The following is a 23,152-nucleotide window of genomic DNA, read 5'->3' on the forward strand; positions in this document are numbered from 1 at the left end:
CATCACGGGCGGGGGATGTTGCGGAGGTTGGAGCGGGCGAGCTGGACCATGCGGCCGACGCCGCCGCTGAGCACCAGCTTGCTGGTGGTCGTGGCGAAGCCGGCCAGCTGGCGGCCGGTGATGCGCGGCGGGATGGACAGCGCGTTGGGGTCGGTGACCACGTCCACCAGCGACGGGCCGGAGTGCGCGAGCCCCTCGCGGAGCGCGTCGCGTACGTCGCGCGGGTCCTCGACGCGGACGGCGTGCGCTCCGGCGGCCCGCGCGATCGCGGCGTAGTCGGTGTGCGGATAGGTCGTCGCATACGGCGGGAACCCGCCGACCATCATCTCCAGGTCGACCATGCCGAGGCTGGAGTTGTCGAACAGCACGACCGTCACCGGCAGGTCGTACTCCACCAGCGTGAGAAGGTCGCCCATCAGCATCGAGAAGCCGCCGTCCCCGGACATGCTGATCACCTGCCGGCCCGGGTGGAGCAGCTGCGCGCCGATGGCCTGGGGCATCGCGTTCGCCATGCTGCCATGGGTGAAACTGCCGATCATGCGACGGCGGCCGTTCGGGGACAGGTAGCGGGCCGCCCAGACGTTGCACATCCCGGTGTCGACCGTGAAGACCGCGTCGTCGGCCGCCTCCTCGTCCAGGATCGCGGCGACGTACTCGGGATGGATCGGCCGGTGGTGCTCGACGTCGCGGGTGTAGGCGGTGACGACGCCTTCGAGGGCGTCGGCGTGCTTCTTCAGCATCCGGTCCAGGAAGCGGCGGTCCGTCTTCTCCCGTACCCGCGGGATGAGCGCGCACAGCGTCTCGCGGACGTCACCCCAGACCGCCACGTCGAGGCGGGACCGGCGGCCCAGGTGCTCGGCCAGGATGTCGACCTGGGCGGTGCGCACGTCGTCGGGCAGGAAGGCCGTGTACGGGAAGTCGGTGCCCAGCAGGATCAGCAGGTCCGCCTCGTGCATCGCCTCGTACGCGGCGCCGTACCCGAGCAGCCCGGACATGCCGACGTCGAACGGGTTGTCGTACTGGATCCAGTCCTTGCCGCGCAGCGCGTGCCCGACCGGCGCCTTGACGCGCTCGGCGAACTCCATCACCTCGTCGTGGGCGCCCGCGGTCCCGCGCCCGCAGAACAGCGTGATCGCCTCGGCCTCGTCGACGAGCCGCGCCAGCTCGGCGATCTCCGCGTCGCCGGGCCGTACGGCGGGCCGTTCGGTGACCACGGCGACGTCGCCGTCCCGTGACGGGGCGTCCTGTCCGGCGACGTCGCCCGCGACGCTCACGACGGAGACGCCGGAACGCCCGACGGCGTGCTGGATGGCGGTGGTGACGACGCGCGGCGTCTGCTCCGGCGTCGAGATCAGCTCGGAGTAGTGGCTGCACTCGGCGAACAGCCGGTCCGGATGGGTCTCCTGGAAGTACGCGGTGCCGATCTCGGCGCTGGGGATGTGCGCGGCCACCGCCACCACCGGCGCCATGCTGCGGTGCGCGTCGTACAGCCCGTTGATCAGGTGGACGTGGCCCGGCCCGCTGCTGCCGGCGCACGCGGCCAGGTGCCCGGACAGCTGCGCCTCGGCGCCCGCGGCGAACGCCCCGGTCTCCTCGTGCCGCACCTTGACCCAGTCGATCGCGGCGTTGCGGCGTACGGCGTCGGTGACGGGGTTGAGCGCGTCCCCGACCACGCCGTAGAGCCGCCGGACGCCCGCGCGTACGAGCAGGTCGACGAGCTGTTCCGCGACCGTCCGCTTGGCCATCGCTCGGTCCCCCCGACTGGGCGGCGGCCCCGCCGGGATCCCGGGCCGGGTCGCCGTGGCCCTCGTACCACCCCTGCCCCGCCCGGCGGGGCCGCACACCGGCGGCGTGCGGCCCCGCGAGCCCCCTCCTACCAGCTGTGGATGCCGGCGCCGTAGGGATAGAGGGGATCGCCGTAGGTCGTGGCCGGCGACTGACCGGCGTCGATCTCGGCGCGGATGTCGGCGCGTTCCGCGGCGGTCGCGCCCAGGTCGTACGGCAGGCTCCAGTCCTCGACGGCGTCGGCGGGGGTGTCCGTGCCGCCCGGCTTGAGGACCTGGTCGACGCTGCGCGGGAGCTGCCACGGCAGCGACCCGTGCGGCGTGTAGTCGCCGAAGAGCAGGGAGGCCGTCGCCGGGCCGACCTCCTCGCCGCCGCGGTAGGTCATCACGATCGCGTCGGCGATGCCGTTCCACTCGGAGATCACGGTCGGCCGGGGCAGGTCCATGACCACGACGACCGGGATCCCCTGGTCGTGGAAGTTCTGGATGATGGCGAGCTGGTCCGCCGGCAGGTACGGCTGTTCTTTCGTCCAGGCCGTGGCGTGCGTGTAACTGGGCTCGCCGACCGCGACGACGGCCAGCTTGGGCGACGGCCCGGTGTCCTGGTAGACGTTCACGCCGGCCTTCGCCGCCCGCGCCTTGATCGCGTCCAGGATGTCCAGCGAGCCGTAGTTCTGGTGGAAGTAGCTGGTCCACACGCAGCAGGCGGCGCCGTCGGTGGCGCGCGGGCCCGCCACCACGAGGTTGTCACCCGCCTTCAGCTTGATCGGCAGGACGCCGTCGTTCTTCAGCAGGGTGATGGACTCGCGCGCCGCCTGGTTGGCGAGCGCCGCGTACGACGGCTGGTGGAAGCGGTACGGGCCGTTCACCGGGTCGCCGTACGGCCGGTCGAAGATCCCTAGCTCGAACTTCAGCCGGAGGACCCGGGTCACCGCGTCGTTGATCCGGGAGATCGGCACGCTGGACAGGAAGCTCGCGATCGAGAAGTCGGCCGCGCCCGGGTCGGCGCCGCCCATGACGTCGGATCCGGCGTTCGCCGCGCTGATCCACGCCCCGGAGGGCAGCCAGTCCGTCGTGATGAGGCCGGTGTAGCCGAGGTTGTTCCGCAGGTAGTCGAGGATGGGCTTGCTGTTGCCGGCGCCCGGCCCGCCCGGGTCGAGGTAGGAGCTGCCGGCGTAACCGGGCATGATGTTGACCGCTCCCGCGTCGAGCGCGGCCCGCCACGGGATCATGTGGTACTTGATCGTCACCGCGTCGTAGACGATGCCCGCCTCACCGCCGGCCCCCTCCCCCGGCCAGTGCTTGACCGTCGCGAGGACCGAGTTCGGGTTCAGCTCCGGCCCACCCTGCAGGCCGGACACGAGGGCGCGCACCTGGGCGGCCGCGACGTCGGCGTTCTCGCCGTTGCCCTCCTGGATGCGGGGGTACAGCACCTTGGTGCCGACCTCGGCGAGCGGCCCGAGCACGCCGCGCGTGCCGACCTCGAGCTCCTCGCGGCGCTGCATGTCGCCCAGCTTGTAGTCGAGGGGGTAGTCCTTGCCCGCGGCGAGCGCGCTCTGCAGCGGGTACGTCGTCTCGTACCCGGAGATCGTGTCGCCCGCGGAGACCGGCGGGATGCCGAGACGGGTGCCGGCGGCGGCGCGGAGCACCTTGTCCAGGTCGGCGGGCTGCGCCGGGCCGAAGTGCCACCCCGACTGCGGGTACGTCTGGGCGTTGTAGAACATCTGGTACGCCTTCTCCTCGGGCGTCATCCGGCCGAGGAGGTCGGCCACCCGCGTCTCGACCGGCTGCCGCCAGTCCTCGTACGGCTCGATCGTGCCGTCCTTGTTGAGGTCACGGGCGCCGTTCACGATGTTCACGCCGTCGCCCGCCGCCTTGATCGTGGGCAGGTAGACGCTGAACGTCCGGATGTTCGACGTGGTCCTGGCCCCCGACCCGCTCACCGCGACGACGAACCACCTGTACGTCCACCGGTCGCTGATGTCCCAGGTCGGCGTGTAAGTCGTGCCGGTGGGCTCGGCGACCTTCGTGTAGAGGTCGAGCAGCCGGCCGGAGGCGGTGAAGTCGTAGTCGGTGCGGCTGACGTTGAGCCACACCTCGTAGTGCGCGGTGCCGGAGACCGCGGCCCAGGACAGAGCCGGGCGGCGGGTGTCGGTGACCATCGCGTGGTCGGCCGGCGCCGACAGCGCGAACTGGCCGGTGGTCGCCGGGGCCTTGGTCGGCGGCGACAGCAACGGTGGGTTGTCACTCGACGCGTCGACCGTGCCGAAGACCTGGAACTCCCAGAGCGAGTAGCCGTACCCCGTGGCTCTGGCCGTGCCGTGGAAGCGTACGTAGCGGCCCTTGCCGGAGATGGTGAGGTTCTCGGTGCCGCCCTTGCCGGTCGTGGTGCTGTAGATGCTCGTCCACGTCGTCTCGTTGTCCGACACCTCGATCCGGTAGCCGGTGGCGTAGGCGTTCTCCCAGACGAGCGTGGCGCCGCTGATCGTGGCGGCCCCGCCGAGGTCGACCTCCAGCCACTCGTCGTCGGTGTACAGGCTGGACCAGCGGGTGTCCGTACGGCCGTCCAGCGCCGCCGCCGGCGCGTTGCCGCCCTCCGTCGAGGAGGCCTTGACCTGTTTGAACGCGGAGATCGGCGTGGTGCTCGGCGGCGTCGTCGATCCGGCCGAGCCGTACACCTGGAACTCCCACAGCGAGTAGCCGTAACCCGTCGCCCGCGCCGTCCCGTACATCCGGACGTAGCGTCCGGTGCCGGTGACGTTCAGCGTCTGCTTCCCGCCGGTGCCGGTGGTGGTGCTGTAGACGGTCCGCCAGGTGGCGGCGTCGTCGGATACCTGGATCTGGAAGGCCGTCGCGTACGCCGTCTCCCAGGTGAGGGCGACCTGGGAGACGGTGGCGCCGGCGCCGAGGTCGACCTGCAGCCACTGCGGATCGCTGAAGGCGCTCGACCACCGGGTGCCGGTGTCACCGTCCACGGCGGCCGAGGCGGGCGTACCGGCGCTCTCGACCGACGAGGCGGTGGCCGGTCTCCCCTGCGAGAGCAGCGTGGAATCCGCGCTCGCCGACGTGGACAGGGCGACCCCCGCGCAGGCGAGGAGCAGGGTCAGGATGGTGATCACGATCGGGGGCGCGGCGGGCCGATGGCCCACCGCCCGGGCACGGGGCTTCATGGGGGCAGCTCCTCTTCGGGGCACGGCGGAGCGGCGAGGAGACCGCCCGCCGTGAAGCTGATGGCGAAAAGGACTCCCGGCGGGGTGGGGGCTCTGACGTGCACCGGGAGCTGAGGAGCGCGCTCTCCCGAGAGACTGATCGGGATCGCCACCGGTGTCAATACTCGGCGGCGGGCTTTTTTCGGGACTTATATTAAGCTGCTGCTCAGAGGGGCGGGCGGTGGCGCCGCCGATGGGGCCGCCGCCGCCATGACCGGCTGGACCGGGCGCTCTCGGCGCCACGCCAGCCGGCCACCACGGCCGAAAGCCCTCGATCGGGGCCTTCGATTACATTTTCAGGGAGCGTTTCGCCTGGTGCCCGGACGCGGCCTTACTTGCACTTGGCGGCGCACTTACCCTTGCCCCTCTTGTAACCGTATTTAGCGCACCGGTGGGTCTTGCTGTTCATCTTGAGACAGCACCGGGTACACGGCGGGGGCTTGGCGTCGACGCGCGCCGACGCCGAGACGGCGACGCGGCTCTCCGCGGACGCGGAACCGCCCACGAGCAGGACGACTCCGAGAACCAGCATGGCCATGGCAACGGCCGCGGCGACCGACTGTCGGACCTTCTGGATCATGAGACCACCTCTTTTCACCATCCAGTCTGCTTCGACAAGGTTCCCACCGTTTACCGTTTCCGGATAGGGCAGAATGCCTCTGGCCGGACGACAACTGGCCAACACTTTCGTATTCGTTGATACCGACTTTGTCAGAATTGGTCGCCGGCGTACGAGGCCAGGCCATCGGCCATCCGCTGCATGAAGCGGGTCAGGTACCACCGCCAGAACGGCCCCGACGGACGCAGCTTCGGCTCGAAGGTCGCCGACCAGGTGATGTCGGTGCCGCCCTGCGGCGCCGCGGCGAGCTCGACGGTGCCCCGGTAGGACCGGAACGGGCCGCTCACGTTCTCATAGCCGAACCGCCGGTCGGTGACCAGCTCGACGATGCGCTCCCGGGAGACCGCCCGGCCGGTGCGGAAGATCCGTGTGTCGCCGACCTGCTGCCGGCCTGCGGGATCACCGCCGCCCTCGATCTCTGCGGCGTCGATCGGCGACCACGACGGCCAGGTGGCCGCACGGACGAGCGCCGTGAAGACGACGTCGGGGTTCGCCGGCGAATGGGAGGTCACGCGATAGCTGTACGGCACGCCGCCACGCTAGGACGGCGCGGTCGGCTCGGACCATGCGCGCGATTGCCCACCCGTCGATGAGATCTTGCGGTACGCCGACGGCCGTACGCCGACGTGCGCCAGAAAGGCCGAGGACAGGCTGCCGGGGCTGGAGAAGCCGCAGCGTTCGGCGATCCGCCCGATGGTGAGGTCGGTGCCGGCGAGCAGCCGCCGCGCCTGCTCGATCCGCAGCCGGGTCAGGAACCGGTGCGGCGTCTCGCCGGTGGCCTCGCGGAACACGCGGATGAAGTGGTACACGCTCAGATGCACTTCGGCGGCGATGTCGGCGAGCGTCAGCGGATCGGCGAGGCGGTCCCGCATGACCGCGATGCTCTTCCGGACGGCCATGTGCTCGGGACCCGGCGTGGGATGACCGCGGCCCTGGGTCAGCAGGTGTGTCGCGAGGAAGGTCGCGGCCGCTTCGGCGTACAGGTCGTTCGCGCCCTCGGCGGCCGGCAGCGCGCGTACGACCTGTTCGACGACCGCGTCGCCCGGGCCCAGGCCGGCGGCCAGCGCCTCGAAGTCCGGTCCCGGGCCTCCCAGCTCGGCCGCGACCCGGTCGACGGTCGCCCGCGGAATGTGCACCTGAACGGTGCGCATCACCGACATCGCACGGTAACCGCGCTCGGTCGCGTGGCCGGGGACCATGAGTTCCAGGCGGCCGGGCACCCAGCGTCGCCGGACCGCCCTCCCGCCTGCTCGTGTCCGCATCACCGCGTCCCCGCCCGTACAGAGCACAAGGTGCAGGTCGGACACCCCGGGCAGCGGAAGGTGCTCCGCCTCCGGCGCGTGGGTGAAGCACTGGACGAGCAACGACCGCCAGCCGCCGTCCTGCCAGCTGCAATAGGTGCGCCGCACGAACGTCGCCATGTCGAAACCGGCGTACGGCGCCACGTCGAAGTCAGGCGAGTCGAACACCCCCGCGAGTCTACGAGGGCCGCTCCGGCGTGTCCTTCACCGAACGTCCTGCACGGGCCCGCGCGACACCCCAAGGACTAGAGCGGACAACCATCCCAGATCGCACGCGCGGGGGCCCTGTGCTGTTCCAGCGCCGTCTACTCAGGGGAGACAATTTCTCCCCTGAGTAGACGGCGCTGGAAACGATGCCCCTGCCCCGGCGTCATCTTCTCGCCGCAACCGATCCGCCCGGCCGGCGGCGGGGGCGGGCGCCCGGTTACTATTCGATCATGGTTCACCATGATCGGTGCGGGGTTCCGGCCGATCTCGATCCCACGACGCCGAACGTCGCACGGATGTACGACTACTTCCTCGGCGGCAAGGACAACTTCCGCGCCGACCGCCAGGCCGCCGCGAAGGTCGCCGAGGTCCTCCCGGACGTGGCCGCGGTGGCGCGAACGAACCGGGAGTTCCTCCAGCGGGCCGTCCGATACGTCGCCGACGCCGGCGTCGACCAGTTCCTCGACCTCGGATCCGGCCTGCCGACCCAGGGCAACGTCCACGAGATCGCGCGGGCCGTCCACCGGCACGCCCGTGTCGTCTACGTGGACCACGACCCGGTCGTGGTGGCCCACGGGCAGGCGCTGCTGTCGTCCGACGAGCGCACCGCCACCGTACGCGCCGACCTGCGCGATCCGGAGGCCGTCCTGAACGACCCCCGCACCCGGCGGCTCATCGACTTCGACCGTCCGGTCGGGCTGCTGATCGTGGCCGTACTGCACTTCGTCCCCGACGAAGAGGACCCCGCCGGTCTCGTACGGCGGTACCGGGACGCCCTCGCGCCCGGCAGCCACGTCATCCTCTCCCACGCCGCCATCGAGGAACAGCGCAACCTGGACGTCTCGACCGCGTACCGCGGTGCGAACGCCCCCTTCATCGCGCGGACCCGTGACCAGGTCGCGGCGTTCCTCGACGGGATGGACGTCGTCGAACCCGGCGTGGTCCACCTGGGCGAGTGGCGGCCCACCCGCGTCGAGAAGCCGCTGACGGCCGGCTGGACGGCGGTCGCGCGCACGCGCTGACCGCCGCCGCTTCGCCGGTGCGGGTCGTCATGGGGCGGGCTCGTCCGGCGCGGGCGAGCCGCCGCCCGATCGGCCGGTCCCGGCCGGGGCGGGGCCGAGCGCCGGGGGGAGGCCGAAGAGGTCGAACAGGTCCGGGTCGCGGAACACGACGACCCGCGTGATCCCCATCTCGTGGGCGGAGAGGACCGTCACCGCGTGCGCGTGATGGACGCCGTCCGGTCCGCGCCGGTACAGGGCGACCGCGGGCTGGCCGTTGGCCGCGGTCGGCACCGTACGGAACAGGCCCGGCTCGGTCAGGACGCGGGAGGCGAAGAACCGGCCGATGGGCTCGCGCCCGGCGAACCAGGTCGGCGTGGGCGGCATCTCCAGGACGGCGTCCTCGGTCAGCAGCCCGATCAGGGCGGTGACGTCGGCGTTCTCGAACGCCGTGGCATAGCGATCCAGCAGTTCGCGCCGACGGGCGTCGGAGGTCTCGCTCGTCCGGTCCTCGTACGGCGCCGCCTGGTCCAGCTGGGCGCGGGCGCGCTGCAGGAGGCTCTTGACCGCCGGGACGGAGACGCCGAGCAGCTCGGCGACCTCCGTCGCGCGCAGCGCCAGCACCTCGCGCAGGATGAGGACGGCGCGCTGGCGCGGGGGCAGGTACTGCAGGGTGGCGATCAGGGCGAGCCGCAGGCTCGACCGCGCCGCCACGATGGCGGCGGGATCCTCGGCGCCGGTGTCGGCCATCCGGTCGGGGAAGGGCTGGAGCCACGTCACCTCCGGTGGCGGCGCCATCGGGCCCTCAGGGTCCTCGGCGGGACCGCCCAGGCCCGAGGGCAGCGGCCGGCGCTTGCGGTTCTCCAACGCGGTGAGGCACGCGTTGGTCGCGATCCGGTACAGCCAGGTCCGCGGCGACGACCGGCCTTCGAACGTCTCGTGCGCACGCCACGCCCGCAGGTAGATCTCCTGGACCAGGTCCTCGGCGTCGTGGATCGAGCCGAGCATCCGGTAGCAGTAGGCCAGGAGCTCCCGGCGGTACGGGGAGGTCAGCCGCGCGAAGACGTCGGGGCCATCGCTCAGGCCGCCGACGTCGACGCGGGCGTCGGTCGTCTGCGTCACCGCCCGGCACCGGTCCGGGCGAACTCGACGATCTGCGCGTAGTTCCCGTCCGGGTCCTCCACCGTCGCGATCAGACCCGGGCCGAACTCCTCGACCGGGCGGATCCACCGCGTGCCGTCCATCGCCTTCAGGCGAGCGGTGACGGCCTCGATGTCCTCGACATAGAAGTTGATCAGGATCCGGCCGGGCTCCCGTGCGCTCTTCTCCAGATCGTCACGCCGCTCGAAGATCAGCCGACTGCCGCCCACCGTCAGGACGGTCCCCGGCTCGGCCGACGGCACGAACACCGCGCGGTACCAGGCACTGAGCCGGTCCGGGTCGTCGCCGCCCAGGACCAGGCCGCCCAGCCGCACCTCTGTCATCTCCGCCATGGTCATTCCTTCTCCCTCATCCTCGATGTTCCTTCACACCTATCGACTCGGCCACCCGCCGAAAGGAATCGGCCGGGTCCGGCGGTCAGCGGCTCGGCGTGAGCACCGGTGCGGTGGGCTCCGGGGCCGGGGTGGTCCGGCGGCCCGGGACGGCCAGCGCCGCGACCGCCCCGGCCAGCGACAGCGCGCCGCTGACGGCGATCGCCCGCGCGAAGCCGTCGCTGAAGGCCGCCGGTCCGGCGTAGCCGCCGGTCTCGCTGAACACCAGGGCCAGCACCGCGACTCCGAACGCACCGCCCAGTTGCCGACCGGTGTTGAACACGCCACTGGCCTTGCCGATCTGCTCGGGCGCGACCGCGTTGAGGACGGCGGCCTGCGCCGCGGGCATCGCCATGCTCACGCCGGCCCCCGCGATGAGCATCGGCGCGATCAGCTGCCAGTACGGGACGGACGGGGTCGCGACGAGGCCTAGCCACCCCATCCCGGCCGCCTGCAGGGCCAGCCCGAGCGCGGCCGGCGGCCGTGCGCCGATCCGGTTGACCAGCCTGCCCGCCAACGGCGCGACGACCGTCACCGAGGCCGTCCAGGCCAGCAGGTGCAGCCCGGCGGCCAGCGGCCTGTCGCCGCGCCCCGTCTGGAAGTACTGCGCCGCGAGGAACAGGGATCCGTAGAGCGAGGCGTACAGGAACAACCCGGCGGCGTTCCCCGCCGCGAACCCGCGAAGCCGGAACAGCCCCAGCGGCACCATCGGCCGCGCGGCGGACCGCTCCCAGGCCACGAAGGCGAGGCCGCAGACCGCGCCCGCGACCAGCGTCCCGACCACCTCGGCGCTGCCCCATCCCGCGGCGGACGAGCGGACCAGCCCCCAGACCAGTCCCAGCGCGGCGCCGGTCACCAGCACCAGGCCGCCGGCGTCCACACCGCCTCCTCCGCCACCGCGGCTCTCCGGGACCCGCCGCAGCACCAGGGGAATGACGGCCGCCCCGATCGGCAGGTTGAGCCAGAAGATCCACTGCCAGGCGAGTCCCTGCGTGACGGCGCCGCCCACCACCGGGCCGGCGACCACCGCGAGCCCGGTCAGCCCGGCGAACAGCCCCAGGGCCTTCGGGCGGTCCACCGGTGGATAGGCCGCGCTGAGCAACGCCATCGCCGGCGGCATCACCAGGGCCGCGCCGGCGCCCTGCACCGCACGCGCCGCGATCAGCCAGCCCACCCCCGGCGCCAGTGCGCAGGCCACCGAGGCCCCGGTGAACAGCGCCAGCCCGAGCGTGAGGACCCGCCGCCGCCCGAACCGGTCGCCCAGCACCGCGCCGGTCATCAGCAGAACGGCGAAGCTCAGGCCGTAGGCGTTCACCGTCCACTCGAGTTGTTCGATCGAGGTGCCCAGATCCAGCCGGATCCGGCTCAGCGCCGTCGTCACCACGGTGGCGTCCAGCGCCACCATCACCGAGGCCGCGGACGCGAGCCCCAGCACCCATCGTCTGTCCATGGGAGTACGGACCGGCGTCCGGCCGAAAGGAATCGGCCGTGGACATGAAGGAGCTCAGGTCACCGCCGCCAGGGATACGGCGGCGGTGACCTGAGCGGTGGGACCGGCCTCGGTCAGAAGCCGGCCGTGATCCGGGTGAAGTCCCAGTCGTTCTGGGAGATGCCGCTGCAGGTGGACTGCACTCCCCCGCCGGGGCAGGAGTGGTCGCGGTTGACCGCCCAGTACGCGAGGCGGTTCAGGCCCTTGGACACCGCCCAGTCGCGGATCTGGGTCCAGGTCGCCGTCGAGGTGGTCTCCTGCTGGTCGGACAGGCCGTTCATGCCGGAGATGCCCATGTGGGCGTAGGCCTGGGCGTCGCTCCAGCCCCACGCGTTCTTCAGGTCGGTCTTCAGCCCCTCGGCCGCGTTGACGGTGCTCTGGTACATGTTCGACCCGCCGCCGAAGTCGAACGGCATGATCGTGTAGCTGTCGATCGGCACGTTCAGCGCCTTCGACTGGTTGATGAGCCGGACGCCGTCGGCGCCGGGGCCGGACGTGGTCGTGCCGAACGTCACGGCGATCTTGACGTTCGGGTTGTTCTGCTTGACGATCTTCAGGCCGCCGAGGATGCGGTCCTGCACCGTGTAGTCCGAGAACTCGTCGGTGTTCTCGATGTCGAAGTCGACCACGGCCGGGCCGACCGCGTTGATGACCTGCTGGACCGCTCCGGCGTACGCGGAGGAGGACGAGCAGTTCGGGCCGAGCTTGTTGCCCTGCCAGCCGCCGAAGGAGACCTCGACGCTGCCGCCGGCGTTCTTGATGGCCGAGATCGCCTGGGCGTCGACGCCGCCGGTGAGCGGCCTGGAGCCGTCCCACGCGGGCGTGCATCCGCCGCTGGAGAGCACGAACGCCATGGTGAAGGACTTGACGCCGGTCGCGCTCATGACCGTGGCGGGGTCGGGCGGGTTGCCCCAGCCCATGTAGAGGTACGGGGCTCCGGGCATCCGTCCGGAGGCGGGCGGCGGAGTGCTCGACCCGGGCAGCGTCCACTTCTGGTTCGCGCTGCCGGCGCAGTCCCAGATCTGCAGCGGAGTGCCGTCGGCCGAGCTGGGACCGGTGGCGTCGAGGCACTTGCCGAGCGCGCGCAGGCTGCCGTCGGCGGCCGCGGTCCACGACTGGGCCGCCGTTCCGTTGCAGTCGTAGAGCTGCACCTTGGTGCCGTTGGCGCTGTTGGCCGCGGCAACGTCGAGGCACTTGCCGAGGGCGCGGATCGTGCCGTCGGTCCCGACCGTCCACTGCTGCGCGTTCGTGCCGTTGCAGGTGTAGAGCTGGATCTGAGTGCCGTTGGCGCTGTTGGCCGCGGCGACGTCGACGCACTTGCCGCCGTACCCGGTGATCTGCCCGGTGGCCGCCCAGGCGGGAGAGGCGGCGGCGACGATCGGCGGCAGCGCGAGCACCGCGGCGCCGGCCAGCAGGCGGAGCCGGAGACGGGAGGAGCGTTCCTGATTCATGGCGGGGGTCCTCTCAGGAATGATCAGAGCTTCGACCAAGACTCGAAATAGGAGGGCGGGCCGGACCTCCTCCCTGCCGTCGCCTCCGAGAGGCCCGAACGACCTCAAAGAGTAGGAAGGTTTCCTAAAAGATTCCGGGCCGAATATAACCCGGCGGAGAGCGTCGCCGTCAAGAGTGCCGTCCGGCACCGTCTCCTGGCAGGATTGAGCGATGGTTGCCGGACCCCCGCGATCGGAAGTGGCGGTGCCCGCACACGTGACGGCCCTCGCGAAGGGCCGGCCGGTGCGCGCCGTCTGGGAGAACGAACTGGGCGGGCTGACCTTCGAGGTCGGCGCCGACTCGGACCGGTGTTTCGTCAAGTGGGCCCCGCCGGGCAGCGGGCTCGTGCTCGACCTCGACCACGAGGCCGTCCGGCTGTCCTGGGCGGTGCCGTTCACTCCGGTGCCGCGCGTGCTCGACCAGGGCGCCGACGATGAGGGGTCCTGGCTCGTCACCGCCGCCCTGCCCGGCCAGAGCGCCGTCTCCGACCGGTGGATGGCCGAGCCTCGTACGGCGGTGACGGCCATCGGCGAGGGGCTTCGGGCGCTGCACGAGGCGCTTCCCGTCGCCGACTGCCCGTTCTCCTGGGCGGCCGAGGACCGGCTCGCCATCGCCCGCCGACGCGCCGCGCAGGGCCTGCTCGACCCGGCGAAGTGGGACCCGGCGCACCGCTCGCTGGGCGTCGACGGGGCGCTCGCACTGGCCGCGGACATCCCGCCGCACGACCGGCTCGTCGTCTGTCACGGCGACGCCTGCGCGCCGAACACCCTGATCGGCGAGGACGGGCGCTGGACGGCCCACGTCGACCTCGGCCGGCTCGGCCTCGCCGACCGGTGGGCCGATCTCACCGTCGCCGCCTGGAGCACCGAGTGGAACTACGGCCCCGGATGGGAGGGTCTCCTCCTCGACGCGTACGGCGTCCGCCCCGATCCCGACCGGATCCGCTACTACCGCCTCCTGTGGGATCTCGGCGCCTGACCTCAGGTACGGCGTTAGCCCGCGTGCTCACCGGGTACCGCAGTCGACCATGAGCAAACCCGACTCGATCTCCCGTCCGGTGTCCGCGGTCCTCGGCCTGGCCGGCGGCCTGATCGCCGGAGCGCTGTTCAAGCAGACCTGGAAGCTCGTCTCCGGCCAGGACGACGCCCCCGACGCCGGGGACGTGGAGCGCGGCTGGGTCGAGGTCCTGGCCGCCGCCGCGCTGCAGGGCGCGATCGTCGGCGGCGTCAAGGCCGCCCTCAACCACGGCTACCTCGTCCGCCGTCACGCCGGCCGGAGCGACTGACGACCGCGGCCCTCTCGACGTCGCGCGGGAGGCGAACGACGTCGAGAGGGCCGGATCGCGGGAACGCCCGGCCCGGCCCGCACGGGCCGGACCGGACGTCGTGATCAGCGCAGGTCGAACCGGTCGAGGTTCATGACCTTGTCCCAGGCCGCGACGAAGTCCGTCACGAACTTCTCCTTCGCGTCGTCGCTCGCGTAGACCTCGGCGACCGCGCGCAGCTCGGAGTTGGCGCCGAAGACCAGGTCGACGCGGCTGGCGGTCCACTTGACCTCGCCCGAGGAGTCGCGTCCCTCGTAGGTCTCGGACTCCTCCGACACCGGCTTCCACACCGTGCCCATGTCGAGCAGGTTCACGAAGAAGTCGTTGGTCAGCGTCCCGGGGCGGTCGGTGAAGACGCCCAGGGAGGACTGCTGGTGGTTGGCGCCCAGCACGCGCAGGCCACCGACGAGGACCGTCATCTCGGGCGTGCTCAGCGTGAGCAGGTTCGCCCGGTCGATCAGAAGGAACTCGCCGGGCAGCATGTTGCCCTTCATGAGGTAGTTGCGGAACCCGTCGTGCGACGGCTCCATCACCTCGAACGACTCGACGTCGGTCTCCTCCTGCGACGCGTCGGTACGTCCCGGAGTGAAGGGCACCACGATGTCGTGGCCGGCGTCCTTCGCGGCCTTCTCGACGGCCGCGCACCCGCCGAGCACGATCAGGTCGGCCAGGGAGATCCGCTTACCCCCGGTCTGCTCGGCGTTGAACGCCTCCTGAACCTGCTCCAGGGTGCGCAGCACGGTCGTCAGCTCGCCCGGGTTGTTGACCTCCCAGTTCTTCTGCGGCTCCAGCCGGATGCGCGCGCCGTTGGCGCCGCCGCGCTTGTCGGTGCCGCGGAACGACGCGGCGGACGCCCACGCGGTGGTGACCAGCTGGGAGACCGACAGACCGGAGTCCAGGAGCCGGGCCTTGAGGGCGGCGATGTCGTCGGCGTCGACCAGCTCGTGGTCGACCGGCGGGATCGGGTCCTGCCAGATCAGCGTCTCGGCCGGCACCTCCGGGCCGAGGTAGCGCGCCTTCGGGCCCATGTCGCGGTGGGTCAGCTTGAACCAGGCGCGGGCGAACGCGTCCGCGAACTCCTCAGGGTTCTCCAGGAAGCGCCGCGAGATCGGCTCGTAGATCGGGTCGAAGCGCAGCGAGAGGTCGGTCGTGAGCATCCCCGGCGCGCGGTTGAGCGTGCCGTCCTCGGGGTCGGGCACGGTGTTCGCCCCGGCGCCGTCCTTCGGCCGCCACTGGTTCGCCCCGGACGGGCTCTCGGTCAGCTCCCACTCGTAGCCGAAGAGCAGCTCGAAGAAGGTGTTGTCCCACGTGGTCGGGGTGGGCGTCCAGGTGACCTCGAGACCGCTCGTGTGGGAGTCGCGGCCCTTGCCGGTGCCGTAGGAGTTCTTCCAGCCCAGGCCCTGGTCCTCCAGCGGGGCGCCCTCGGGCTCGGGCCCGATGGCGTCGGCCGGGGCCGCGCCGTGCGTCTTGCCGAAGGTGTGGCCGCCGGCGATCAGGGCGACGGTCTCCTCGTCGTTCATCCCCATGCGGCCGAAGGTCTCGCGGATGTCGCGCGCCGCGGCGACCGGGTCCGGGTTGCCGTTCGGGCCCTCGGGGTTGACGTAGATGAGGCCCATCTGCACCGCGGCCAGGGGCTTCTCCAGGTCCCGCTCACCGCTGTAGCGCTCGTCGTCCAGCCAGGCGGTCTCGGGACCCCAGAAGACGTCCTCGTCGGCCTCCCAGGCGTCCTCGCGGCCACCGCCGAAGCCGAAGGTCCTCAGGCCCATCGTCTCCAGGGCGACGTTGCCGGCCAGGATCATCAGGTCGGCCCACGAGATCTTCTGGCCGTACTTCTGCTTGACGGGCCACAGCACGCGGCGGGCCTTGTCGAGGCTCGCGTTGTCCGGCCAGCTGTTGAGGGGCGCGAAGCGCTGCTGGCCCGCCCCGGCGCCACCCCGGCCGTCACTGACACGGTAGGTGCCCGCGCTGTGCCACGCCATACGGATGATCAGCGGTCCGTAGTTCCCGAAGTCGGCCGGCCACCAGTCCTGCGAGTCCGTGAGCACCCGCGCGATGTCCTGCTTCACGGCGGCGAGGTCAAGGCTCTTGAACGCCTCGGCGTAGTCGAAGTCCTGGCCCAGGGGGTTGGCCATCGGCGGGTTCTTGACCAGCAGCTTCAGGTTCAGCCGGTCCGGCCACCAGCCGCGGTTGCCGCCGCCCTGGGTCGGGTGCAGGGCGCGGGTACGGCCGTGCGCGACCGGGCAGCCGCCTTCACCCTCCGTCTTGGCGTCCGCGGCGATCGCGTCTTCGTTGTCAGGCATGGGAGTCCTCCCGGACAGATCACGGTGTTCAGGAACTGCGAGCGGTGGAACAGCCGGGGCACAGGCCCCAGAAGACGACCTCGGCCTCGTCGATCGAGAAGCCGTGGTCCTCGGACGGGGCCAGGCACGGCGCCTCGCCGACCGCGCACTCCACGTCGGCGACGACACCGCACGACCGGCACACCAGGTGGTGGTGGTTGTCCCCGACGCGTCCCTCGAACCGGGCCGGGCTGCCGGCCGGCTCGATGCGGCGTACGAGTCCCGCCGCGGTGAGCGCGTGGAGACCCTCGTACACGGCTTGGAGGGAGACGTGGCCGACGCGGTCGCGCACTCCGGACGCGATCGCTTCGACGCCGAGGTGGTCACCGGCCCGTACGGTCTCGAGCAGTGCGACGCGAGCGGCCGTCACCCGCAGGCCGACTCCGCGCAGCTCATCGGCGGCGCTCGGAGTCTGGGATGCGGTCATGGGGATCAACCTACAGCCACAAACACGAACGATTCAAGAGAGCAAATTATTAAGGTTCGTGCCGCCTCCGATCGCCTGCGGACGCGAGGGAGGAGGTCAGACGGTCTCGAGGGAGGTGCGCAGCACGGTGATCGCCTGAGTGATCGCGTCTTCGGCGGCGTACGTGCTCCGCAGCGCGTTCAGCGTCATGAAGCCGTGGATGACGCCCTGGTAGCGGACGGCGGTGACGGGAACGCGGGCGGCCCGCAGCTTGTTCGCGTACGCCTCGCCCTCGTCCCGTACGACGTCGGCCTCGGCAGTGACGACCAGGGCCGGAGGCAGGCCGGCGAGCTGCCCGGTGGTGGCGCGCAGCGGCGAGGCGGTGATGTCGGCGCATCGGCGGGGATCGGCGATGTACTGGCCCCAGAACCACCGCATGGTGTCGCGGCGCAGGGAGTAGTTCTCGGCGAACCGATGGTAGGAGTCGGTGTCGAAGCTCGCGTCGGTGACCGGGTAGAGCAGCACCTGCCGCACGAAGTGGACGTTGCACCGGTTCTTGGCCATCAGGGTCAGCGCCGCCGCCATGTTCCCGCCGACGGAGTCGCCGGCGACCGCGAGCCGTGCGGCGTCCAGCCCCTCGTCCGCGCCCTTGGTCACGACCCAGCGGGCGACCGAGTAGGCCTGCTCGATCGCGACCGGATAGCGCGCCTCCGGCGACAGGTCGTACTCGGGGAAGACGACGGCCGCCTCCGCACCGACGGCCAGTTCCCGTACGAGCCGGTCGTGGGTGCGCGCGTTCCCGCAGACCCAGCCGCCGCCGTGGAGGTACAGCACGACCGGCAGCGGCCCGTCGGCTCGCCGGGGCCTGACGATCCGCGTACGGACGGCGCCGGTCGGCCCGCCCGGGACGGCCGCCCACTCCTCCGCGACGTCGGGCCGGTCGACGCGGCCCGACTGCATTCCGTCGAAGACGTGGCGGGTCTCGGCCGGGTCGACGCCGTAGAGGTACGGCGGTTCGGACATGGCCTTGGCGAAGGTGGCGGCCTCCGGCTCCAGCACGGGGATGGGGTCGTTCGCGAACATCGCGGACTCCTCAGGCTCGGAATCGGGGATCCGCGCATCCGACGGCGGTCATACCGTCCGACCCATGCCAAAACGGTAGTGCCCAACTAAGTCGCGCACAACTGGGGCGCGCACCAGTTAATCGTGAACGCTTGGTAAACGGGTAGCATGGATGCCGTCCGGCCGGCCGGCCGGTGAGGGGACGAGCGTGGAGCCATCGACGATGCGGAGCCCGGAGGTGGGCTCGCTGCTGCTGGAGGACCAGCTCTGCTTCGCGCTGTACGCGGCCTCCCGCGCGGTCGTCTCCTACTACCGCCCCCTGCTGGACGAGCTCGGCCTGACCTATCCGCAGTACATCGTGATGCTCGTCCTGTGGGAGCGCGGCTCGGTCTCCGTACGGGAGCTCGGGACCGCCCTCCAGCTGGAGTCCAGCACCCTGTCCCCTCTCTTGAAGCGCCTGGAGGCCCGCGGCCTGGTCCGGCGCGAGCGCCGGACCGACGACGAGCGGTCCGTCGCCGTCGGCCTCACCGGGGACGGCGCCCGCCTGCGGAAGAGGGCCCGCGCCGTCTCGGTGGCCTTCGGCGAGGCGGTCGACCTGACACCCGAGCAGCGCGCCACCGCGATGCACCTGCTGCACCTGATCACCTCGAACGTCGCCCGCCGGTCCGGCTGACCGCCCGGAGCGCCACCCGTACGGCGGGCACCGCTCGGCGGCCGCACGTCACCAGGGGACCACTCCCTCGTCCTCGAAGAAGCCGCCGGTCGGGCCGTCGTCGGGCAGGGTCGCGAGCCGGATCGCGATCGCCGCGCCCTGCTCGGGGGTACGCACGCCGCGGTGGCCGTTGAGGTCGGTCGCGCAGTAGCCGGGGTTGCCCGCGTTGATCAGGATGTTCGTGTCGCGCAGCTCCTTGGCGTACTGGACGGTGACCGCGTTGAGGAACGTCTTCGACGGCGCGTAAGCGACGGCGATCGGTCCCGTCTTGAGCGGGTCGTCCTCGTCGGACTGCCGGGTGAGGGAGCCGACGCCGCTGGACATGTTCACGATCCGCGGCGACGCCGAGCGGCGCAGCAGCGGCAGCATCGCGTTGGTGACGCGGATGACGCCGATCACGTTGGTCTCGACGACCGTCCGCACGGTCGCGGGATCGACCTTGGTGGGCTCCTGCTGCATGCCGCCGGTGATCCCGGCGTTGTTGACGAGCACGTCGAGCCGGCCGGCGCGCTCCTCGATCAACCTGGCGGCGGCGGCCACGCTCGCGTCGTCGGTCACGTCGAGCGGTACGCCGAACGCGTCGACGCCCGCCGCGCGCAGTTTCTCCACGGCGGCCTCGCGGCGCTGCTCGTCCCGCGCGCCGACGCCGACGCTCCAGCCGAGGGCGCCGAGACCCGCCGCGATCTCGTACCCGATCCCCTTGTTCGCGCCGGTGACCAGCGCGATCGTGTGTTCGCTCATGCGTTCATCCTGCGCGCGTCCCCGGCGGCACCTCCAACACCGTTCAGGTACGCGGCGATACCGCGCGGGTATCGTTCCAGGAGCACGCGCTTCTGGGGGGCCGGACTCGCGGGGCGCGGTACGCCGGGTGCCGGACTCGGGCGGCGCGGTACTCCGGGGGCCGCCGGTACCGTGGCGGCATGGAGACGCGGGAGCTGCGGTACTTCATCGCCGTCGCCGAGGAGCTGCACTTCGGGCGGGCCGCGGAGCGGCTCGGGATCGCGCAGCCGCCGCTGTCCCGGGCGATCCAGCGGCTCGAACGACGGCTCGGGGCGAAGCTGCTCGAACGCACCAGCCGCGCCGTCACGCTCACCGAGGCCGGATCGGTCCTGCTGCGCGAGGGCCGGGCCGCCCTCGACGCGGTCGACGCCGCCGACCGCCGGACCCGCCGCGCCGCCCTGGCCGCGCCCGGCCACCCCGGCCTGGTCCTCGTCACGAAGGCCGGAGCCACCACCGAACTGCTGTCCAAACTGCTCGACGCGTACGCCGCCGAACCCGGCGCGGTCGCCGTCGACGTCCTCCTGTGCGGGCCCGGCGAGCAGGAGCGGGTGCTGCGGGACGGGCGGGCCGACGTCGGGCTGCTGCACCTGCCGTTCGACTCGATCGCCGGCTTCGACACCGAGGAACTGCGCACGGAGACGCAGGTCGCGGTCCTGCCGGCCGGGCACCCCCTCACCGAGCGGGCCCACCTGCGCATGGCCGACGTCACCGCCCTGCCCGGCCTGCCGCTGCCGCGCTGGCCCCGCCTCGACGGCACGTACCCGGACGGCCCCGGTCCGGAGGTTCGGGACCATGTGCAGCTGTTGCAGCTGATCACGCTCGGCCGGGCGACGGCGGTCCTGCCGGAGTCGTGCCGTCCCCACCTGGGCGAGGGTCTCGTCGCCGTGCCGGTCCTGGACGCGCCGCCGGTGACGACCGTGATCGCGTGGCCGCCGCACAGCCGGTCCCTGGCGCTCGCCGGGCTGATCCGCGTCGCGGTCCGCCTCTGAGGTCGGCCCGCCGATCCGCGCCGCGGCCCGCCTCTGAGACCGCCTGAACCGATCCGCCGGAGATGACGTCTTAGGTCTGCCTTGAGTGACGGGGCAGCCGTTACGATCTTCCGAACCTTGACGCCTCTGGGGAGTGGGTCACTGTGCAACCCCCGCAGCCGCCGCAGCCGCCCTACGGTGGCCAGCCGCCGATGTACGGGCCGCCGCCCGGCCCACCCGGGCCGCCGATGCCGCCCGGGCCGCCGGGCTGGGGTCCGCCGCCCCCGAGGCGGCCGAACAACAACGGCGCGGCGGTCGTCATCGTCATCGTCGCGGCCCTCGTGCTGCTCGTCGGCGGTGGTGCCGTCCTGGTGTGGGGCTTCGGAGTCGGCGTCGAGAAGGCGAAGCGGGCGGCCGCGGTGCCCACGCTCCCCGACCTCCCGACGCCGCCCACCTACAGCCCGCCGTCGATGCCGAGCTACAGCCCGCCGCCGCTGCCCAGCTTCCCGCCGGACACCCCGTCCGACCCGTACACCCCGCCGACGCTGCACTACGGGGCCATCGCCGTCGCGCCCGACGGCAGCGTCGGCAAGGCCTGGGACTACTCGTCGGCGTCCGCCGCCAAACGGCGCGCGCTGAACGAGTGCCCCCGCTCCGGCTGCAAGGTCCTCACGACCTTCGTCAACAGCTGCGGCGCCGTCGCGTACAACTCCCGCACCAACAGGTACTGGGGCGGGCAGGGTGCCACCAAGACCGCGGCCGAGAAGGACGCCATCTCGAACGCGGGCGGCGGCCACTGGATCACCTGGGTGTGCACCACACGACCCTGACGAGCGATCACTCTCTTCATGAGAGTGCACTTGCATGAAGGTGCCTTCGATGGCTACCTTTGTGCAAGCAAGCTCTCATGAAGGGAAGTAACTCTCATGACTATGCCCATCACCGCCACCCGGACCCTCGACCTGGGGAACGGGCTGAAGGTCACCATCGACGAGCGCGGCGACGCGGCCGGGTCCCCCGGCACCGGCGTGCTGCTCCTGCACGGCGGCGCCGGACCGCGGTCGGTGGCCGGGCTGGCGGCCGCCCTCTCCGAGCGGGCCTACGTGGTGACCCCGACCCATCCGGGCTTCGACGGCACCCCTCGGGTGCCATGGCTCGACTCGGCCGCCGACCTCGCCGACGCCTACCTGGACCTGCTCGAAGAACTCGGTCTGGAGAGGGTGACGGTGATCGGGAACTCCATGGGCGGCTGGGTCGCGTCCGAGATGGCCCTGCGCGACATCGGCGGCAGGGTCGAGGCGCTCGTGCTGCTCAACGCGACCGGCATCCGCCCCGACGACGCGACCCAGGTCACCGACATCCGCGGCCTGGCGCCGGCGGAGATCGGCCGGCTGGCGTTCCACGACCCGGCCTACCGCCCCGACCCCGCCGCGCTGAGCGAGGGCGAGCGGGCGGCGTCGGCCGCCGACCAGCAGGCCCTCGCGCTGTACTCGGGCGAGCACTTCCTGTTCGGGCCGAAGCTGCGCCGGCGTCTGCACCGCGTCACCGTGCCGGCGCTGGTCGTCTGGGGCGAGGAGGACGGCGTCCTCACCGCCGAGTACGGCCGCGCCTACGCGGCCGCCTTCCCGAACGGCCGCTACCAGCCCATCGCGGAGGCCGGGCACTTCCCCCACATCGAGCGGCCGGACGTGGTGCTGGACGCCATCGGGGACTTCGCCACCGCCGTGGCCGGGCCCGGCGTCGACTGACGGGTCCCGCCCGGCGGCGTCAGGCGAACTCGGTGGTCACGACGGTGTCGTAACGCTCCATCACCTCGGCGGTGGCCTGCTCCGTCATCGCCTGCCCGCCCGCGGCGGCGTCGCGCAGGTCCCTGAAGTACTGAACGTACAGGTCCGGGGTGAACGTGTTGACCATGACGAGCGGCTCATCGCCCGGGTTGGCGAAGGTGTGCGGCGCACCGGGCGGCACCATCACCAGCGTGCCCGCCGGCGCGTCGTGCTCGGTCGTCCCCACCGTGAACCGCGCGGTGCCCGACACCACGTAGAACCCCTCGTCGTGCCGGGCGTGGCGGTGCTGCGGCGGACCGGCGCTGTGCGGGGCGAGCGTGATCTCCCCGATCCCCAGCCGGTGCCCGGTCGTACGACCGTCCTCCAGGATGCGGACCCGGGCGGGGCCCAGGTCGATCACCTCACCGGCCTCCGGACCGACCACGGAGACGTCTTTCATCCTCGGCTCCTTCATGAGAGTTCGTTCGCGTGAGCATAGTAGACTCCCACAAAAAAGGTCTCGGCGAGGAAAGGCGGAAACCGGTGCCAGCGCAGAAGACGGCGGGCCGCGTCAACCAGAAGCTCCGTACGCGCAACGCGATCGTCCGGGCCGCGGCCGAGCTGAGCACCACGGGCCGCGAGGTGACCATGCCCGAGATCGCCAAGGCGGCGCTGGTCTCCGAGGCCACGGCCTACCGTTACTTCCCCGACCTCGCCAGCCTGCTGAGCGAGGCCATCGCCGACCAGCTGCCCGGCCCGGCCGAGGCGCTCGCACCGGTCGCCGACTCCGACGACCCGGTGGCGCGCGTCGCCGCCGTCACCGAGTTCCTGCTGCGGCACGTGCTGAGCCGGCAGGGCGCGGTCCGGGCCCTGATCGCCGCGACGATCACCGGGCCCGGCACGCCGCACGCCCGCCCCGGCCTGCGGTTCGGCCTGATCGACGGCGCCCTCGCTCCGCTGGACGACACCCTCGGCGCCACCGACCCCGCGACCCTGGCGCAGCTCAAGCGCGACCTGGCGGTCGTCGTGAGCGCCGAGGCCCTGTTCAGCCTCACCGACCTCCAGGGACTCGACCCCGAAGAGGCCATCGCCAGCATCGTCCACACCGCGACGACCCTCACCCGCGCCGCCGTGCCCGCCAACTCCTCCCGGTAGTTCGGCCCAC

22 protein-coding genes are annotated in these 23,152 nt (G+C 71.9%); 8 read left to right on the top strand and 14 right to left on the bottom strand.

The annotated features are described in order from the left end of the window. Positions 1–2 precede the first annotated feature (2 nt). The 5 genes from NDW01_RS11535 to NDW01_RS11555 all read right to left on the bottom strand — a co-directional run bounded on the left by NDW01_RS11535 (position 3) and on the right by NDW01_RS11555 (position 7,081). Positions 3–1,745, bottom strand: coding sequence for a pyruvate dehydrogenase (locus NDW01_RS11535; RefSeq protein ID WP_252819690.1), 1,743 nt, complete (start codon positions 1,743–1,745; stop codon positions 3–5). A 128-nt stretch (positions 1,746–1,873) separates the two neighbouring features. Continuing rightward, entirely contained in the window at positions 1,874–4,954 is a 3,081-nt protein-coding gene (locus tag NDW01_RS11540) for a discoidin domain-containing protein (protein WP_252819692.1), read from the bottom strand. Between the two features lie 370 nt (positions 4,955–5,324). Continuing rightward, positions 5,325–5,573 carry a hypothetical protein gene (locus tag NDW01_RS11545; protein WP_252819694.1) on the bottom strand — a complete coding sequence of 83 codons (249 nt, stop codon included), beginning with the start codon at positions 5,571–5,573 and terminating at the stop codon, positions 5,325–5,327. Between the two features lie 131 nt (positions 5,574–5,704). Then, positions 5,705–6,142 (bottom strand): SRPBCC family protein, encoded by a 438-nt coding sequence (locus tag NDW01_RS11550; RefSeq protein ID WP_252819696.1) that lies wholly within the window; start codon positions 6,140–6,142, stop codon positions 5,705–5,707. A 9-nt stretch (positions 6,143–6,151) separates the two neighbouring features. Then, positions 6,152–7,081 carry a helix-turn-helix domain-containing protein gene (locus NDW01_RS11555; protein WP_252819698.1) on the bottom strand — a complete coding sequence of 310 codons (930 nt, stop codon included), beginning with the start codon at positions 7,079–7,081 and terminating at the stop codon, positions 6,152–6,154. Between the two features lie 269 nt (positions 7,082–7,350). On the opposite strand from NDW01_RS11555, the gene NDW01_RS11560 reads away from it, so the two are divergent. Continuing rightward, positions 7,351–8,142 carry an SAM-dependent methyltransferase gene (locus tag NDW01_RS11560; protein WP_252819700.1) on the top strand — a complete coding sequence of 264 codons (792 nt, stop codon included), beginning with the start codon at positions 7,351–7,353 and terminating at the stop codon, positions 8,140–8,142. A 27-nt stretch (positions 8,143–8,169) separates the two neighbouring features. Here the strand turns inward: NDW01_RS11560 and NDW01_RS11565 are convergent, their stop codons facing one another. The 4 genes from NDW01_RS11565 to NDW01_RS11580 form a co-directional block, all read right to left on the bottom strand. Next, positions 8,170–9,240, bottom strand: coding sequence for a sigma-70 family RNA polymerase sigma factor (locus NDW01_RS11565; protein WP_252819702.1), 1,071 nt, complete (start codon positions 9,238–9,240; stop codon positions 8,170–8,172). Continuing rightward, positions 9,237–9,611 (bottom strand): VOC family protein, encoded by a 375-nt coding sequence (locus NDW01_RS11570; protein WP_252819705.1) that lies wholly within the window; start codon positions 9,609–9,611, stop codon positions 9,237–9,239. Before NDW01_RS11570 ends, NDW01_RS11565 begins: the two co-directional genes overlap by 4 nt. A gap of 85 nt (positions 9,612–9,696) precedes the next feature. Continuing rightward, positions 9,697–11,100: a DHA2 family efflux MFS transporter permease subunit gene (locus NDW01_RS11575; protein WP_252819707.1), complete on the bottom strand. Its 1,404-nt coding sequence runs from the start codon at positions 11,098–11,100 to the stop codon at positions 9,697–9,699. 113 nt (positions 11,101–11,213) lie between these two features. After that, positions 11,214–12,590: a ricin-type beta-trefoil lectin domain protein gene (locus NDW01_RS11580; RefSeq protein ID WP_252819709.1), complete on the bottom strand. Its 1,377-nt coding sequence runs from the start codon at positions 12,588–12,590 to the stop codon at positions 11,214–11,216. Positions 12,591–12,834: 244 nt separating this feature from the next. Here NDW01_RS11580 and NDW01_RS11585 point away from each other — a divergent pair, with 244 nt between their 5' ends. Both NDW01_RS11585 and NDW01_RS11590 read left to right on the top strand, forming a co-directional pair. After that, positions 12,835–13,608, top strand: coding sequence for a phosphotransferase (locus tag NDW01_RS11585; protein ID WP_252819711.1), 774 nt, complete (start codon positions 12,835–12,837; stop codon positions 13,606–13,608). Between the two features lie 49 nt (positions 13,609–13,657). Beyond that, positions 13,658–13,915, top strand: a complete 258-nt coding sequence (locus NDW01_RS11590; RefSeq protein WP_252819713.1) for a DUF4235 domain-containing protein — start codon at positions 13,658–13,660, stop codon at positions 13,913–13,915. Positions 13,916–14,019: 104 nt separating this feature from the next. Here the strand turns inward: NDW01_RS11590 and katG are convergent, their stop codons facing one another. From katG to NDW01_RS11605, 3 genes are all read right to left on the bottom strand, one after another. After that, positions 14,020–16,254 (bottom strand): catalase/peroxidase HPI, encoded by a 2,235-nt coding sequence (gene katG / locus NDW01_RS11595; protein ID WP_252819715.1) that lies wholly within the window; start codon positions 16,252–16,254, stop codon positions 14,020–14,022. Positions 16,255–16,282: 28 nt separating this feature from the next. Continuing rightward, complete coding sequence (locus tag NDW01_RS11600) at positions 16,283–16,720, bottom strand: Fur family transcriptional regulator (RefSeq protein ID WP_252819716.1); 438 nt, start codon at positions 16,718–16,720, stop codon at positions 16,283–16,285. A gap of 96 nt (positions 16,721–16,816) precedes the next feature. Continuing rightward, positions 16,817–17,782, bottom strand: a complete 966-nt coding sequence (locus tag NDW01_RS11605; protein ID WP_252819718.1) for an alpha/beta hydrolase — start codon at positions 17,780–17,782, stop codon at positions 16,817–16,819. 187 nt (positions 17,783–17,969) lie between these two features. Here NDW01_RS11605 and NDW01_RS11610 point away from each other — a divergent pair, with 187 nt between their 5' ends. Continuing rightward, positions 17,970–18,434 carry a MarR family winged helix-turn-helix transcriptional regulator gene (locus tag NDW01_RS11610; protein ID WP_406567713.1) on the top strand — a complete coding sequence of 155 codons (465 nt, stop codon included), beginning with the start codon at positions 17,970–17,972 and terminating at the stop codon, positions 18,432–18,434. A gap of 48 nt (positions 18,435–18,482) precedes the next feature. On the opposite strand, the gene NDW01_RS11615 is transcribed toward NDW01_RS11610, so the two are convergent. Beyond that, a complete protein-coding gene (locus NDW01_RS11615; protein WP_252819720.1) occupies positions 18,483–19,214 on the bottom strand; it encodes an SDR family oxidoreductase in 732 nt (243 codons plus the stop codon). 179 nt (positions 19,215–19,393) lie between these two features. Here NDW01_RS11615 and NDW01_RS11620 point away from each other — a divergent pair, with 179 nt between their 5' ends. The 3 genes from NDW01_RS11620 (at position 19,394) to NDW01_RS11630 (ending at position 21,969) form a co-directional block, all read left to right on the top strand. Next, on the top strand, positions 19,394–20,242 hold the full coding sequence (locus NDW01_RS11620) for a LysR family transcriptional regulator (protein ID WP_252819722.1): 849 nt from the start codon (positions 19,394–19,396) through the stop codon (positions 20,240–20,242). A 143-nt stretch (positions 20,243–20,385) separates the two neighbouring features. Then, positions 20,386–21,051: a DUF4189 domain-containing protein gene (locus NDW01_RS43755; RefSeq protein WP_308211679.1), complete on the top strand. Its 666-nt coding sequence runs from the start codon at positions 20,386–20,388 to the stop codon at positions 21,049–21,051. 96 nt (positions 21,052–21,147) lie between these two features. Then, positions 21,148–21,969, top strand: a complete 822-nt coding sequence (locus NDW01_RS11630; protein WP_252819724.1) for an alpha/beta fold hydrolase — start codon at positions 21,148–21,150, stop codon at positions 21,967–21,969. A 19-nt stretch (positions 21,970–21,988) separates the two neighbouring features. Here NDW01_RS11630 and NDW01_RS11635 read toward each other — a convergent pair whose 3' ends face one another. Beyond that, positions 21,989–22,447, bottom strand: a complete 459-nt coding sequence (locus NDW01_RS11635) for a cupin domain-containing protein (RefSeq protein ID WP_252819726.1) — start codon at positions 22,445–22,447, stop codon at positions 21,989–21,991. 83 nt (positions 22,448–22,530) lie between these two features. On the opposite strand from NDW01_RS11635, the gene NDW01_RS11640 reads away from it, so the two are divergent. Next, a complete protein-coding gene (locus NDW01_RS11640; RefSeq protein WP_252819728.1) occupies positions 22,531–23,142 on the top strand; it encodes a TetR/AcrR family transcriptional regulator in 612 nt (203 codons plus the stop codon). Positions 23,143–23,152 lie beyond the last annotated feature (10 nt).

Source organism: Actinoallomurus soli (assembly GCF_024055715.1).
Taxonomy (GTDB): Bacteria; Actinomycetota; Actinomycetes; order Streptosporangiales; family Streptosporangiaceae; genus Actinoallomurus; species Actinoallomurus soli.

Coding starts and splice junctions, on each gene's coding strand:
- NDW01_RS11535 (WP_252819690.1), bottom strand. CDS start 1,745: ATGGCCAAGCGGACGGTCGCGGAACAGCTCGTCGACCTGCTCGTACGC.
- NDW01_RS11540 (WP_252819692.1), bottom strand. CDS start 4,954: ATGAAGCCCCGTGCCCGGGCGGTGGGCCATCGGCCCGCCGCGCCCCCG.
- NDW01_RS11545 (WP_252819694.1), bottom strand. CDS start 5,573: ATGATCCAGAAGGTCCGACAGTCGGTCGCCGCGGCCGTTGCCATGGCC.
- NDW01_RS11560 (WP_252819700.1), top strand. CDS start 7,351: ATGGTTCACCATGATCGGTGCGGGGTTCCGGCCGATCTCGATCCCACG.
- NDW01_RS11570 (WP_252819705.1), bottom strand. CDS start 9,611: ATGGCGGAGATGACAGAGGTGCGGCTGGGCGGCCTGGTCCTGGGCGGC.
- NDW01_RS11575 (WP_252819707.1), bottom strand. CDS start 11,100: ATGGACAGACGATGGGTGCTGGGGCTCGCGTCCGCGGCCTCGGTGATG.
- NDW01_RS11580 (WP_252819709.1), bottom strand. CDS start 12,590: ATGAATCAGGAACGCTCCTCCCGTCTCCGGCTCCGCCTGCTGGCCGGC.
- NDW01_RS11590 (WP_252819713.1), top strand. CDS start 13,658: ATGAGCAAACCCGACTCGATCTCCCGTCCGGTGTCCGCGGTCCTCGGC.
- katG (WP_252819715.1), bottom strand. CDS start 16,254: ATGCCTGACAACGAAGACGCGATCGCCGCGGACGCCAAGACGGAGGGT.
- NDW01_RS11600 (WP_252819716.1), bottom strand. CDS start 16,720: ATGACCGCATCCCAGACTCCGAGCGCCGCCGATGAGCTGCGCGGAGTC.
- NDW01_RS11605 (WP_252819718.1), bottom strand. CDS start 17,782: ATGTTCGCGAACGACCCCATCCCCGTGCTGGAGCCGGAGGCCGCCACC.
- NDW01_RS11615 (WP_252819720.1), bottom strand. CDS start 19,214: ATGAGCGAACACACGATCGCGCTGGTCACCGGCGCGAACAAGGGGATC.
- NDW01_RS11620 (WP_252819722.1), top strand. CDS start 19,394: ATGGAGACGCGGGAGCTGCGGTACTTCATCGCCGTCGCCGAGGAGCTG.
- NDW01_RS11630 (WP_252819724.1), top strand. CDS start 21,148: ATGACTATGCCCATCACCGCCACCCGGACCCTCGACCTGGGGAACGGG.
- NDW01_RS11635 (WP_252819726.1), bottom strand. CDS start 22,447: ATGAAAGACGTCTCCGTGGTCGGTCCGGAGGCCGGTGAGGTGATCGAC.